The sequence below is a fragment of the Gluconobacter sphaericus genome (genome assembly GCF_016757795.1).
Classification (GTDB): Bacteria; Pseudomonadota; Alphaproteobacteria; order Acetobacterales; family Acetobacteraceae; genus Gluconobacter; species Gluconobacter sphaericus.
Genome location: NZ_CP068419.1, coordinates 2215787 through 2229669, shown reverse-complemented (window position 1 = coordinate 2229669; position 13883 = coordinate 2215787). Strand labels below are relative to the sequence as shown.

The 13883-nt window shown below is 60.4% G+C and carries 16 protein-coding genes; 6 read left to right on the top strand and 10 right to left on the bottom strand.

What is annotated here, in order from left to right; translation table 11 throughout:
- The first annotated feature begins 2 nt into the window (after positions 1–2).
- Positions 3–1337 carry an anthranilate synthase component I family protein gene (locus IGS75_RS10605; RefSeq protein WP_202256801.1) on the top strand — a complete coding sequence of 445 codons (1335 nt, stop codon included), beginning with the start codon at positions 3–5 and terminating at the stop codon, positions 1335–1337.
- Positions 1334–2140 (top strand): aminotransferase class IV, encoded by an 807-nt coding sequence (locus tag IGS75_RS10600; RefSeq protein ID WP_202256800.1) that lies wholly within the window; start codon positions 1334–1336, stop codon positions 2138–2140. Before IGS75_RS10605 ends, IGS75_RS10600 begins: the two co-directional genes overlap by 4 nt.
- Positions 2141–2215: 75 nt before the next feature.
- Here the strand turns inward: IGS75_RS10600 and IGS75_RS10595 are convergent, their stop codons facing one another.
- From IGS75_RS10595 to IGS75_RS10585, 3 genes are all read right to left on the bottom strand, one after another.
- A complete protein-coding gene (locus IGS75_RS10595) occupies positions 2216–2578 on the bottom strand; it encodes a RidA family protein (protein WP_202256799.1) in 363 nt (120 codons plus the stop codon).
- A gap of 23 nt (positions 2579–2601) precedes the next feature.
- Positions 2602–2853: a DUF1150 family protein gene (locus IGS75_RS10590; RefSeq protein ID WP_011253358.1), complete on the bottom strand. Its 252-nt coding sequence runs from the start codon at positions 2851–2853 to the stop codon at positions 2602–2604.
- A gap of 92 nt (positions 2854–2945) precedes the next feature.
- Positions 2946–3458: an Hsp20 family protein gene (locus IGS75_RS10585; RefSeq protein ID WP_141349920.1), complete on the bottom strand. Its 513-nt coding sequence runs from the start codon at positions 3456–3458 to the stop codon at positions 2946–2948.
- A gap of 192 nt (positions 3459–3650) precedes the next feature.
- Here IGS75_RS10585 and def point away from each other — a divergent pair, with 192 nt between their 5' ends.
- From def to truA, 3 genes are read left to right on the top strand one after another with little or no spacing between them, the layout of a single operon-like run.
- A complete protein-coding gene (def, locus tag IGS75_RS10580) occupies positions 3651–4205 on the top strand; it encodes a peptide deformylase (protein ID WP_202256798.1) in 555 nt (184 codons plus the stop codon).
- A 6-nt stretch (positions 4206–4211) separates the two neighbouring features.
- Positions 4212–5126, top strand: a complete 915-nt coding sequence (gene fmt, locus IGS75_RS10575; RefSeq protein ID WP_202256797.1) for a methionyl-tRNA formyltransferase — start codon at positions 4212–4214, stop codon at positions 5124–5126.
- On the top strand, positions 5119–5934 hold the full coding sequence (truA, locus tag IGS75_RS10570) for a tRNA pseudouridine(38-40) synthase TruA (RefSeq protein ID WP_202256796.1): 816 nt from the start codon (positions 5119–5121) through the stop codon (positions 5932–5934). The genes fmt and truA overlap by 8 nt, the downstream gene beginning before the upstream one ends.
- Here the strand turns inward: truA and IGS75_RS10565 are convergent.
- From IGS75_RS10565 to dapD, 3 genes are read right to left on the bottom strand one after another with little or no spacing between them, the layout of a single operon-like run.
- Positions 5931–6554: a hypothetical protein gene (locus IGS75_RS10565; protein ID WP_202256795.1), complete on the bottom strand. Its 624-nt coding sequence runs from the start codon at positions 6552–6554 to the stop codon at positions 5931–5933. The two genes, truA and IGS75_RS10565, sit on opposite strands and share 4 nt — an antisense overlap.
- The gene (dapE, locus tag IGS75_RS10560) at positions 6551–7696 is read right to left on the bottom strand and encodes a succinyl-diaminopimelate desuccinylase (protein WP_202256794.1); all 1146 of its coding nucleotides are present in this window, start codon (positions 7694–7696) and stop codon (positions 6551–6553) included. Before dapE ends, IGS75_RS10565 begins: the two co-directional genes overlap by 4 nt.
- A gap of 4 nt (positions 7697–7700) precedes the next feature.
- Positions 7701–8531 carry a 2,3,4,5-tetrahydropyridine-2,6-dicarboxylate N-succinyltransferase gene (dapD, locus tag IGS75_RS10555; RefSeq protein WP_141349908.1) on the bottom strand — a complete coding sequence of 277 codons (831 nt, stop codon included), beginning with the start codon at positions 8529–8531 and terminating at the stop codon, positions 7701–7703.
- A 159-nt stretch (positions 8532–8690) separates the two neighbouring features.
- Here dapD and IGS75_RS10550 point away from each other — a divergent pair, with 159 nt between their 5' ends.
- Complete coding sequence (locus tag IGS75_RS10550) at positions 8691–10142, top strand: sensor domain-containing diguanylate cyclase (RefSeq protein WP_237468765.1); 1452 nt, start codon at positions 8691–8693, stop codon at positions 10140–10142.
- Between the two features lie 27 nt (positions 10143–10169).
- On the opposite strand, the gene argB is transcribed toward IGS75_RS10550, so the two are convergent.
- The 4 genes from argB to yidD all read right to left on the bottom strand — a co-directional run bounded on the left by argB (position 10170) and on the right by yidD (position 13881).
- Positions 10170–11129 (bottom strand): acetylglutamate kinase, encoded by a 960-nt coding sequence (gene argB / locus IGS75_RS10545; RefSeq protein ID WP_041112086.1) that lies wholly within the window; start codon positions 11127–11129, stop codon positions 10170–10172.
- 8 nt (positions 11130–11137) lie between these two features.
- The gene (gene yihA, locus IGS75_RS10540) at positions 11138–11806 is read right to left on the bottom strand and encodes a ribosome biogenesis GTP-binding protein YihA/YsxC (RefSeq protein ID WP_141350179.1); all 669 of its coding nucleotides are present in this window, start codon (positions 11804–11806) and stop codon (positions 11138–11140) included.
- A gap of 17 nt (positions 11807–11823) precedes the next feature.
- Positions 11824–13551 (bottom strand): membrane protein insertase YidC, encoded by a 1728-nt coding sequence (gene yidC, locus IGS75_RS10535; RefSeq protein ID WP_202258467.1) that lies wholly within the window; start codon positions 13549–13551, stop codon positions 11824–11826.
- A gap of 90 nt (positions 13552–13641) precedes the next feature.
- Positions 13642–13881, bottom strand: a complete 240-nt coding sequence (yidD, locus tag IGS75_RS10530; RefSeq protein ID WP_237468764.1) for a membrane protein insertion efficiency factor YidD — start codon at positions 13879–13881, stop codon at positions 13642–13644.
- Positions 13882–13883 lie beyond the last annotated feature (2 nt).

Here is a 13883-nt window from a genome sequence, read left to right as displayed (position 1 = left end):
GAATGTCCCGCGTTTCGCCGCCTCTCACTGAAATTCCCTGGAGACCGCCTGAACAGGCGCTTTCCGCCATGGAATCCGCTCCCTGGGCCGCATTTCTCGATAGTGGAGGTCCAGACACGAACGAACGTGCCCGCTGGTCCTTTCTGTGCCTGTCTCCTGCCGAGACCCTCGACTGGAACGCGGTAAGCCTCCGCAGAAACGGCATGTCCGTAAAAGGCGATGTCTGGTCGCATATACGCGATATGGCCGCTGCCTCGAACCGCTGCCCCAGAGCAGAAAGCATCATCCCCTTTACCGGCGGGGTGATTGGTATGATGAGTTATGAAGCGGGCATGGCGCTTGAAAACGTTCCGTCCCGACATGTTTCTTCTGCGCCCAGACTGGTAGCCGCTTCCTTTAAGGATGTGTTGGCGTTCAACCGGCATGAAGAACGCTGCTGGTGGATCAGCCAGAAAGGAAACCCGCCCCCTGATCTGACCTCACCCGCAATACGACCTGCCAAACCCTTCCTGCATTTTCGGCCCGAACAGCCGCGGGACATTTGGATGGACGCAGTTCGCAGAATCATCGCCTTCATCCGGGCCGGCGATATTTTTCAGGCCAATCTGACGATGCGCTGGATTGCGAACTGTGGTGACGATTTCAATGAACTGACTGCCTACCAGACACTGCGGCAGACCTCCCCGGCACCGTTCGGGGCCTATCTGAAAACGCCGAATTTTTCGCTGCTTAGTGCCTCTGTGGAACGATTCATTTCCCTTTCACGGAACAGGCTGATCGAGACGCGCCCCATCAAGGGCACCATTTCCCTGGGGCAGACGGCGGAAGAAACGGCCAGGAACAGCCGCCTCCTGGCTGCAGACGAAAAGGAGTGCGCCGAAAACCTGATGATTACGGATCTGATGCGGAACGACATTGGTCGCGTCTCGCAGATCGGCTCCGTGCGCGTTCCACAGTTATCGAAGGTTGAACGGTTCCCACATGTCCTGCATCTGGTCTCGGCCGTTCAGGGACAGCTTCGTCCCGAACTGGACGCCATTGATCTGCTTCAGGCCACGCTTCCGCCAGGTTCCGTCACGGGGGCTCCGAAAAAACGCGCTATGGAGATCATCGACCTTCTGGAAGCCTCTGCCCGTGGATCCTATTGCGGCAGCCTGTTCCGCATTGGCGAGGATGGGGCCATGGACAGCTCCGTCATCATCCGCAGCATGGCCCGGTCGGGCAACACCATTTCCGTCGGTGCAGGAGGCGGCATTACCGTGCTGTCCGATCCGATGCGGGAATATGCGGAAATGCTCCTGAAAGCCGCCCCGATCCTGAAGGCCTTTGAAGCATGAGCGCTACAGTCTGGCTCAATGGACGCCTTCTGGGCATTACAGATGCATATATTGCTCCGAATGACCGAGGATTTCTGCTCTCCGATGGTCTGTTTGAAACAATCCGCGTTGCGAACGGACAAACGCCTCATCTGACGCGACATCTCACACGGCTTGAGGAAGGATGCGCGATTCTTCGCCTGCCTGCGCCGGATCGAATGCTACTGACACAGGCCGTATCCGACCTGGTGCACGCCACGAATCTATCAGACGGATCGCTGCGCCTAACGGTCACACGGGGCACCGGGCCGCGTGGCCTTGTGCCCCCCGCTATGCCGAATCCGACAGTTCTCATTCAGGGCACGGCTTCCACAATGACTGTGTCGGCTCCGGTCCGGCTGGGTCTCAGTCGCTACCGGCGGGACGGAGATTCTCCACTGGCGCGTGTCAAATCACTTGCTTTCCTCCCCTCCATTATGAGTCGTATGGAAGCCAGCGCAGCAGGACTGGACGATGCGCTTCTTCTGGGAACGACGGGAGCTGTTGCCGAAGCCAGCGCTGCGAACATCCTGTTTCTGAGGGAAGGACGTCTGCACACGCCGCCCATCCATGACGGCGCGTTGCCGGGAACGTCCCGGGCCCGGCTTCTGGAAGGCGGCTTCTGCACGGAATGTAGTCTTCTGCCTGAGGATCTCAAAACGGTCACAGGCGCGTGGCTGGTCAATGCATTATCGCTGACCGCCGTATCGGGTATTGACGAGCATGGTCTGTCCCTGCACGAGGCACTGGACAGGCGACTGAGAAAGTTTCTGTTCTCTGTCTGAACCGCCCCTTGCCGGCACAAAAAAAGCCGCCTTCCTGATCGAAAGACGACTTTTCAGTGCTCCGGTAGCAGTCTCTTATTTCAACGCCGCAATCGCTGTCATCTCAACACGCCATTCCGGCACGGCCAGCTTCGCCTCAACCGTAGCGCGCGCTGGCTTGTTCGTCGGATCGAGCCATGCGTCCCAGGCACGATTCATCGCACCGATTTCTCCGATATCCGTCAGGAAGATCTGCACCGACAGGATCCTGCTTTTGTCTGTCCCCAGAGAGGCCAGAAGCGCATCAATCTGGCGAAGGACGTCGACCGTCTGCCCTTCCGTATCGAGACTAGCATCATCCGCAACCTGACCTGCCAGATAGGCTATCCCGTTATGGACGACCACGCCCGCAAGGCGCTCTTCTTCGAGGTGACGGGAAATATCAGCATTCTTGCTCACGGGCGTGGACTTTCTGACTGGATTTACTGAAGCAGGGTCGGGATCATCTCATGCTCGAGGATCGCATCAAGCGCACTTTCCTCGTCTTCCGCGACCGCCATGGGCGTCCCGTCGGCGGCATGGATGGCCACGACCAGTTCCCCGTCATGCATGACGGATTTGACGTAAGCGAGATGCGACATGCCCAGCGTCAGGAGCTGCGGCCCCGTGATGCGGCGCAGATCCGCAGGGAGTTTGTCGTCCGAACGATCACCGTTTTCGAAGGGATTGTTCAATTCAGGTTCCTTCTGAAGCCACGACGGCTCACGCCGTCTGGCCCTAGGGTTTAATTTGTAGAAAGTGTGACCGTCAAAGGGACGTGCCGGATCTATTCGTCATCGATATCGCGAGCCGGCCGTGTCGTACGCCGTGCCTTCACGACAGGGGGCACTACTTCATGATGGACCGTTGGCCCAGGTGCCGGGCTGCGCCGCCCTTGCGAAATGGCAATTCGCTTGACGCGCACTTCCGGCTCCGGACGCAGGAGATCGATATGCAGTAGGCCATTATCAAGCCAGGCGCCGCCGATTTCGATACCTTCGGCCAGCACGAATGCCTTATGGAACTGCCGCGCCGCAATCCCGCGATGCAGGAAGATGCGTCCCTGACTGTCATCCGCCTGACGGCCGCGGATCACAAGCTGATTATCTTCCTGCGTGATCTGCAGATCGTCCATTACGAAGCCCGCGACAGCCAGCGTAATCCGCAGGGCCGTGGCGCTGAGCTGCTCGATATTATAGGGGGGATACCCGTCGGACGTCGATTTGGCAGCACGTTCGAGCATTTGCTCAAGGTGATCGAAACCGAGAAACATCGGGGATGTGAACAAGCGACCGGACATAGGGCTAAAGCCTCCTCCATGAGCGAGACATACACAGGGCCGGCCCCATACATGCGGCAACCGGCTGACCCTACGATATGGTGTCCACCCACACAGATGCAAGCTCTACCCTTACAGAACGCAACGCAAAACCTGCACTCAGACCTGATCTTAGACTGGCATTTGGCGCCCGCGCTCGCTACATCGCAGGACATGAGCGAATTCGATTTCCTGTCCGGCATCGACGCGGTGCCGCCAACTCCGATCCTGATTGCCCCCCAGCCCGTGCTGCGAGAGGTCACCCGTGACGTGCGTCCTGAAGACATTGCCTTTATCCGCGAACAGCTTCCGGGCATGTTTTCCGCCATGTACAAGGCACCAGGCATCGGCCTCGCCGCTCCGCAGGTCGGTCTGGGCATGCGCTTCGCCCTGGTGGACGTGGCCGAGGAAGACGCACCGCGTGAGCCCATGGTGCTGATCAACCCGGAAATCATTTCTGATTCCGATCAGCTTGCCGCGCGTGAGGAAGGCTGCCTTTCCCTGCCGAACCAGTATGCCGAAGTCGTCCGCCCCGAATCGATCCGCGTGCGCTACCGCAACCTTGCGGGCGAGACGATCGAGCGCGATGCATCCGGCCTGCTTGCCACCTGCATCCAGCATGAGATGGACCATCTTGACGGCATCCTGTTCGTCGATCACCTCTCGACGCTCAAGCGCAACATGATCATGCGCCGCTTGGCCAAAGAGCAGAAACTCGGAAGGCGCTGATCCCCGATGCGGCTGATCTTCATGGGAACGCCGGACTTTTCGGTCCCGGCGCTGCATGCCTTGCTCGACGCCGGTCACGAGGTGGTCGCGGTCTACACGCAACCGCCCCGTCCGGCAGGACGTGGTAAAGCGCTTCGCCGCTCGCCGGTTCATGAAGCCGCCGAAGCTGCCAGAATCGAGGTACGCACGCCCGCACGCGTCCGCCGCGACGCAGCTGAACACGAAGCCTTCGCTGCCCTGAATGCCGACGCCGCCGTGGTCGCCGCCTATGGCCTCATCCTGCCGAAAGCAATGCTGAACGCCCCGCGTCTGGGCTGCCTGAACATCCATGCGAGCCTCCTGCCCCGCTGGCGTGGCGCATCACCCATCCAGTCCGCCATCATCGCTGGAGACACCCAGAGTGGCGTTTCCATAATGCAGATGGATGAAGGCCTCGACACCGGCGCGGTGCTGCTGGAAGAAGCCACCCCCATCAGCCCGACCGATACTGCCAGCACGCTGCATGATCGCCTGTCCGAAATCGGCGGCCGTCTGGTCGTACGTGCGCTAGCCGAACAGCCTACACCCATGCCGCAGCTCGAAGACGGCGTCACCTACGCCGAACGTCTGACCCGCGATCACGGACGTATCGACTGGACGCGCAGCGCCGCGGAGATCGACCGTCAGATCCGTGGTCTAACGCCGTGGCCCGGCGCGTTCACCACGCTCAACGATGTCGTCCTCAAGATCGGCGCAGCTACCCCGCTACCCGCCGAAAGCCATAGCGCTGCCCCCGGCACTACGCTTGATGACAGTCTCACCATCGCCTGCAGTACCGGTGCCCTACGTATCAATCGCCTGCAGAAACCCGGTCGTAGCATGATGTCCGCTTCCGACTTCCTGCGCGGTCAGCCCGTGCCGAAAGGCATCCGCCTTGTCTGATACGAATGCTGCGGAACCTCTCGCTGAGCCTACCGGTCTGAACCGCTGGGCCCTACGCATCGAATATGACGGCACCGGCTATCTCGGCTGGCAGAAGCAGAACGACGGCACCTCCATTCAGGGCCTGATCGAAGCCGCCGCCTCGAAACTGGTCCGCAACCGCCCGGTCCCCAGCATCACCGCCGGGCGCACCGATGCCGGCGTGCATGCGGCCGGTATGGTTATCCATCTTGATTTTCCGGATGACGCCCCAATCGACGCCCGACAGATCCGCGACGGCATGGGCTATCATCTCAAGCCACACCGCGTCGTTGTGCTGGAAACCGCGAAAGTCGGCCCGGAATGGAACGCGCGTTTCTCCGCCACATGGCGCAGTTACCGCTACACCATCCTCAACCGCCCCGCCCGTCCGGGGTTAATGGAAAACCGCGTCTGGCATATCAAGCGCCCGCTGGACGTGAACCTCATGCAGCAAGCCGCAAACCATCTCCTCGGCCCGCATGACTTCACATCCTTTCGTGCCGTCGCCTGTCAGGCCCGAAGCCCCATCCGCACGCTGGACGTCCTGAACGTCCACCGTGATGCCGAACTGGTCATGATCGACACGAAAGCGCGCTCCTTCCTGCACCATCAGGTCCGCAACATGGCCGGCACCCTGATGATGATCGGCTCACGTCAGTGGCCAGTCGAAAAGATTATTGAAGTTCTGGAAGCAAAAGACCGCTGCGCGGCTGGGCAGACAGCTCCTCCCGAGGGCCTCTGCCTGATGGATGTCGGCTATCCCGACGATCCTTTCAACCGCGCCTAGGACGACAGCCCGAGCAGATCGACAACCGCGTTGTAATGCGGCGGCAGCAGCCACAGGATCCAGAGCAATCCTCCTACCGGCAGGGTTTGCAGAACAGTCATGACAAAAGCCTGCCAGCCGGTCGTCACAAGCCCGACCTTCGTCACATACCAAGTCAGCCATAGTGTATAGAGTTGCGCCCCGAAAGCGAGACCGCCCAGCGCCTGGCTGGAGGCCTCAGTGCCCGGAATCATGAGATGCAACACACCCTGTGCCATGATCAGCATGGCCAGTGGCAGCCACCCGCACCAAAGCGATGCCGTTGCATAACGCGTCCATAGACCCTTGCGCTTCAGGACGTCCGCATAAAGCTCCGACACAACAAGCTGCAACAGTGTGCAGACCAGCGGCACCACAGCCCGCACCAGCCCCATGATCCTTTCGGCAGGTGAGAGCATAAACGCCATCCACACACCGATGACCGCCAGCGCAACCGTCGGCGCCAGAGCTGCGAACAGGGCTCCCGCTCCTGGTGCAAAACAGTTGATCCCTTCGGACCGCCCCCGCCCCAAAAGCCATACGCCCAGCGGAATGGCCATATTTCCGGTGGGAGGGAGCGGCCCCGGGCGTCCCGAAGTCACAGCCCGTATCCTTCCATGAACGCGAGATAAATCCGTGTCAGATCCTCCAGCGTCCCAAGCTCCACGTTCTCGTCACGCTTGTGCATGGTCGCACCGACAAGCCCGAACTCGGCCACCTCGCAGTATTGCGAAATAAACCGAGCATCCGACGTCCCGCCGCCGGTATCGAGCCGGGGCGTCCGTCCCGTGACACTGCGTACAGCCTCGGACAGACACGTCACCGCATCGCCCGGCTGTGTCAGGAAGGCCTCGCCACTGATAGACACCTGCACGTCAGCCCGGGGCGCATGACACTGCACCACGTCCTCGATCCATTCTGTCAGAGCAGCCCCGGTGTGTAGATCATTGAACCGGATATTCAGCCGGCCGACAGCACTTCCAGGAATAATATTGGTTGCCCCGTTCCCGACATCGATGCTCGTGACCTGAAGGGACGATGGATCAAACCACTCGCTCCCCGTATCCAGTTCTCGCGCCGTCAGTTCGGAAAACGCTGCCAGAAGGCGATGGACCGGATTATCCGCCAGATGCGGATAGGCCACATGCCCCTGCATTCCATGGACGGTCACGACAGCATTCATGCTGCCCCGACGGCCGATCTTGATGACATCCCCCAGTGCCTGGGGATTCGTAGGCTCACCCAGAACGCAGAAATCAGGCAGTTCACCCCGCTCTGCCAGCCATTCAATGACCGGCTTCGTCCCGAAATGCGCCGGACCTTCTTCGTCTCCCGTAATCAACAGTGAGACGGAACCCTTCAGTGCCCCCAGCGCCAAACGGCGAGCAACAGCCGCCACGAAACAGGCCACCCCGCCCTTCATGTCCGCAATCCCGCGTCCATAAAGCCGGTCACCCTCTATAACTGCTGCAAAAGGATCATGCGCCCAGCCCTCGCCCGGCGGCACGACATCTGTATGCCCCGCAAAGCAAAGCGCGGGATGCTTTTTCCCCAATCGTGCATAAAGATTGGGTGTCGGCGCGTCAGCAGGCCCGAACGGGAGATGAAACGTCTCAAATCCCATCCCTTCCAGCACACCAGCCAGAAGTGCCTGAGCCCCTCCGTCGGCGGGCGTGACCGACTGGCAGCGTAACAGATCCCGGGCCAGCGCCACAGGATCCGTTGGAAAGGTTGACCCCGTCACGGGATCAGTCGCGCAGAAGATCGTTGATGGAGGTCTTGGAGCGGGTCCGCTCGTCCACGCGCTTGACGATTACCGCACAGGCCAGCGACGGCATACCCGGCTCCTTCGGCGGGAGCGTGCCCGGCACAACGACGGAATAGGCAGGGACGCGGCCCATGAAAACTTCGCCCGTCGCACGGTCTACGATCTTGGTGGAGGCGCCAAGGAATACGCCCATCGACAGAACGGAACCCTTCTCAACGATCACGCCCTCGGCCACTTCCGAACGCGCCCCGATGAAGCAGTCATCTTCAATGATGACCGGAGCAGCCTGCAGCGGTTCCAGAACGCCACCAATGCCCGCACCGCCGCTGATATGGCAGTTCTTGCCGATCTGGGCGCAGGAGCCAACCGTCGCCCAGGTATCGATCATTGTGCCGCTATCGACGCGCGCGCCAACATTCACGAAGCTCGGCATCAGCACCACATTCGGCGCAATAAACGCAGAGCGACGTACGATCGCACCCGGAACCGCACGGAAACCGGCCTCGGCAAAACGGAACTGGTCCCAGCCATCGAACTTCAGCGGAACCTTGTCAAAGGCCGGCTCACCACCACAACCGCGCTCCATGACCCTGCTGTCATTCAGACGGAACGACAGCAGGACCGCCTTCTTCAGCCATTCATGAACAGTCCAGCCATCTGCAAACGGCTCAGCGACACGCAGCGTTCCGGCATCCAGAGCAGACAGGACTTTCTCCACGACATCGCGGTCTTCGCCTTCCGTACGGGCGCTGAGCGTCGCACGACGCTCCCACAGAGCTTCAATGGCGGTACGAAGGGGTGCATTCGGCATCAGGTCGGTCCGGTAAAAAAGAAGCAAAAATCCGCCGGACCATGCGGTTCCAGGGGTTTCATGTCAACGGATCTTTACTCCTGACGGCCCTTCTGCCCATACCCCAGCATTGTTAATGACTTTTTAACTAATCACGCTTATGAAAACCAGAAGCTCTCAATGACTGGCCCGACAGAGAGCTTTCTGCGGGATATGTCACCCTTGCCTGATCTGCATTCCTTACTCTCCCAGTTCATGAGCAATTCGTCCCCGGACAGGATCCCGCAGGACCTGAGAAACATGCTGGCGTCAACTCTCGAAAGCCGTGAACGCTGGCGCTCCCTGCTTTATCAAGCGGTGGATCTGGTCTTCGAGACTGATAACCGGGGTCGGATCATCCTGATTTCCCCCGAAACATGGCTTGGACAGCCCACGACGCCCCTGATCAGCCGGCCATTCAGCGCGCTGTGCGACACCGTGAACATCCTTCAGCCCCATACTGGCACGCCCGTCCAGATCACGGACCCGCAAGGTGAGGCACTGACCGTCATCCTCTCCTCATGCCCTTTCCAGGACACCGAAGGCCAGGTCACCGGAATACGCGGCACTCTCAAGGCGGTCTCACAGACGCTGCCCGGAACATCCACCGTCATTACGACAGCCCCGGTCGAAAGCATTTCTGCTCCCCAGCCCGATACCACTCCTGTCACAGGTAGCCCCGCCACCACCACCGGGATCGCGATTCTCGCTACCATCACTACCGCACTTCGCAGGGCCATCGTTCCCAGACTGGCTTCTGCCGCCGCGATAGATGCCCTGCTCATCCCCCTTCTCGCAGAAGGCGCATTGCTGGATACTTCGGCGCCGAAAACCTTTCTTTTCAAATCGTCCGCCCTGCCTGAGGACATCCAGTCCGCCCTATCGACGCCAGCGCCCCCAGCGGGCACGGAGTTGTTCAGAAGCGGCAACAGCCATGTCATGATCTGCCGCGAAAACATCCGCAGCCTCAGACAGCTCTGCCTCGTCCTCTGGCGCTCCGAGCCCTGGTCTACGCAGGACCAGCAGCTCTGCGAGACGGCCTGCTCCCTGCTGGCCGGATTCTGGGAACTGGACAGCATCCACCGCCGGATCCTGACAGATTCCGACTACGACATCGCGTCGAACCTTCTGAACTGGAACGGCCTGAAATCGGAAATCGAGCGCCGCAGCCGCCGGCTGGATCAGGAGGCGATGGCCGCAACCCTAATCATCGCCCGCGTGCCCGGCCTGACAGAGCTTTCAAAGACCCAGGGCTTCGAGGCTGGCGAGGAAGCGCTGCGTCAGTGCGTGGCTCTTCTGCGAAAAGCAATTCGTCCGACAGATGCCATCGGCCGGATCAGCAACAACACATTCGGACTCTGGATGGATGGCGGGGACCGCTTCGCCGCAGCCGAACGGGCCGAGCGCATGACGGCCCATGGCATTCCCATCCTGATCGACCCGCCGGTCCACCTGCCGCTTCAGCTAGGACTTGTCTCCCGCGAAGCCAATGCCGAAGAAACCCCCGAGAGCCTGCTCGAACGTGGCATGCAGGCCCTTCAGGAAGGGGTGGCCGAAAATAGAAAATGGCGCTTCTCACACGAAGCGCCATAATCCCGGTCCAGTCCTGCTACCAGTTGGTTACGCCTTGATAAGCGTCCCCGGTCCGGCCCGTGTGAACAGCTCCAGAAGGCAGCTATGCGGCACGCGCCCGTCCAGAATGACTGCAGCTTTCGCCCCCTTGCGGACTGCCTCGAGGCAGGTCTCGACCTTGGGGATCATGCCGCCCGAAATCGACCCGTCCGCAATCCGGCGCATGGCCTCTTCCGCGCTCAGCTCTTCGATGAGCTTGCCGTTCTCGTCCAGAACGCCCGGAACATCCGTCAGCATCAGCAGACGCGAAGCATGCACCGCACCGGCAATCGCGCCAGCTGCAGTGTCAGCGTTGATGTTGTAGGTCTCCCCATCCTCGCCGACACCCACAGGGGCGATCACGGGGATCAGGCCCGCGCCGAGCAGCGCATACAGCACCCGCGGATCGATTTTTTCCGGCTGTCCGACAAATCCCAGATCAATGACCTTCTCGATCTCACTGTCCGGATCGCGCTTGGTGCGCGTCAGACGACGTGCCTGGATCAGCCCGCCATCCTTGCCGGAAATGCCGACAGCCAGTGCTCCGGCCCGGTTGATCAACTGCGCCACCTGCTTGTTGACGCTGCCGGACAGAACCATCTCGATCACATCGACCATGGACTTGTCGGTCACACGCAGCCCGTCGATGAACTCCGAACGGATCTTCAGCCGGTCCAGCATGGCGCTGATCTGCGGCCCACCGCCATGCACCACAATCGGATTGATTCCGACCAACTTGAGCAGGGAAATGTCATAGCCAAAGGCATGCGCCAGCTTGCCCTCGCCCATGGCATGACCACCATATTTAACGACAATCGTGTCACCAGCATAGCGCCGCAGGAACGGCAGTGCGCTAGACAGGATGGCAGCCTGCTGCTGCGCTTCCTCCGCATTCACGACAGGTGCCACATCCGGCAGCTTGTCGCTGTGCGTCCGGCTGTTGTTTTCAATGGGGGTCTTACTGGTCATGATCCGGACTATCCTTCCCCTGACGCTTGGAGTGGCACGGCAAAACGGGCAATTTCAGCCCGCAGATCCTCGATTCCGAAACCGGTCTCGCTGCTGGTGGCAATGATGCGCGGATAGGCTGCGGCATGCTTGAGCGCAAGCGCCTCGACTTCCGCAATTTTCGCCGCCAGCGCTTTCGGCTTCACCTGATCGCATTTGGTCAGCACGATCTGGAACACCACGGCGGCCCGGTCCAGCAACTCCATGACATCCTTGTCCGATGCCTTAAGCTCGATCCGCGCATCCAGAAGCAGGATGACCCGCTCCAGCGTTGTCCGACCACGAAGATAGGCGAACATCATGTCCTGCCAGTCTTCCTTGACCGACTTCGCCGCCTTGGCAAACCCGTAACCCGGCATGTCCACGAGAGACAGCCGGTCAGCCAGATTGAAGAAGTTGAGCTGCTTGGTCCGGCCCGGTTCGGACGAGGCCCGTGCCAGCGCACGACGCCCCGTAAGCGCATTGATGATGCTCGACTTGCCGACATTGGACCGACCGGCAAATGCTACTTCGGGACGGCCGACGGGCGGAAGCTGGTCGATCTTCTGCGAGCCGAAGAAGAACTCACATTCCCCCGCGAACAGAAGCCGCCCATCCTCGATCTGGGCCTCGGTCGGAGGCCCCGGAATTTCTTTCATCATGCCTTTGCCGGGCCTCAGGTCCGCGAGACCGGAACGGGCAGACCCGTCCGGCGCTGGATGAACATCTGTTGCGCAACCGTCAGCAGGTTGTTCCAAGTGTAATAGACCAGAAGACTGGCCGGGAAGCCGGACATGAAAAACACATAGACCAGCGGCATGAACTGCATCATCCGTGCCTGTGCCGGATCAAGGCTCGCCGTCGAGCTGGTCTGGCGCTGCAGCAGCCAGAACGTCAAGCCAAGCGCCGTGCCCCAGATGCTGACATGCAGGAACGACGAGTAATGCGTCGGATCAAACGGCAGCAGCCCGAACAGATTGAACACGTTCGTCGGGTCCGGCATCGACAAATCATGGATCCAGCCAAAGAACGGCGCATGGCGCGCATCAATGCTGATGTTCAGGATTTTGTATAGGCAAAAGAAGATCGGCGCCTGGATCAGCATCGGCAGACAGCCGCTCGCAGGGCTCACCTTCTCTTCACGATACAGCGCCATGACCTTCTGGTTCATGGCCATCGGATCGTCCTTGTTCTTCTCCCGGATCTCTTTGACCTTGGGCGCCAGTAGACGCATCCGCGCCGAGGACTGGGCAGCCTTGGAGGCCAGCGGGAATAGAACGATCTTGACAATCAGCGTCAGCGCCATCAGCGCCAGACCGAAATTACCCAGATGCAGATACAGCCAGTGCAGCAGCGTCAGCAGCGGACGGGTCAGGAAGCTGAACCAGCCGAAGTCGATCGCCTTGTCCAGATCCGGAATGCCGAGCTGTTTGCTATAGCCCTGAAGCAGGCTGACAACCTTCGCACCTGCAAAGACATGGCTCTTCTCGGTGATGGAACCGTTCGGCATGATCTGCTGGGCGTTCTGGGTGGACATACCCACCTGATATGACCCCGGCGTTCCCGGCACGTAAGCAAAGCTTGCCGCAACCGGCGTGCCGTCAGCAGGGGCCACGGCCGTCAGCCAGAACTTATCGCTGATGCCATCCCAGCCATTCGTACCCGTGGACGACCAGGACACGTGATCCGGATGGTCAGCCCCCTTGCGCAGGTTCTTGTAGCTCTCATCCTGCATCCGGCCACCGATAACGGCGATCGGCCCCTCATGCGCCGTGAAAGCCCCTTCAGGTGCATCATAGTCACGCTGCACGCGCTCGAACGGTACCAGAGCCACCGGCTGACCCGAATGGTTCTCGACCGTCTGGCTCACGGCGAACATGTAGTGCTCGTCCAGTGCGATCTGGATGGAGAACACCAACCCCTGCCCGTTATCCCAGTGCAGCGTCACCGGATGGTCCGGCGTCAGCATCTCGTCGGAGCTCTCCCAGACCGTGTTCAGATCCGGCAGGCGGGCATTGGAGCCCGGAGCATTCGTCCAGCCGATCACGACGAACGTGGGATGCGCACTCCCCGCCTTGTCCAGCAGCCGCACCAGCGGGCTGTCCTTGGCCAGGGTCTCACGATATTTCGTGAGGATCAGATCATCCAGCACCGCACCCTTGAGGTTAAGGGAGCCCTGCACGTCCGGCCCCGTCACCGGAATGCGCCGCGCAGTCGCCTGCGTTTCAGCAGCAGCCTCGGCAGGTGGCGCAGCCGTGGTCGGCGCGCTGTTCTGAACCTGTGCTGCAGGCGCATGTGTGACGGAATGGGGATCGTCCTGATGGGGCTTCGGCATAAAATAGTCGAAACCGATCAGGATAAGGGCCGAGAGAAGTGTGGCCGCAATAATGCGTTTGGTGTCCATCGGGCGGATGCCGGTCTTTCGTCTCACTGAATAGGGCTTGCGCCTCAAGTGGCCGAAAACCGCATTCAAAACAATAGGCGGAGGGCTTTTTTAATGCTGGTGTGGCTTCGGAGGCAGGTCCACACCCCCTTCTGACCAAGGATGACAGCACCCGATCCTGCGCAGTGCAAGCCATCCCCCACGTACAGGCCCATGCTCACGGATGACCGTCAGCGCATAGGTACTGCATGTCGGATCGAACCGGCAGTTCCTGCCAATGAACGGGCTGATGAAGAGCTTGTAGGCGTCGATGAGCGACAGCATCAGGGCCGTAACGGCTTTCCTGATCACGG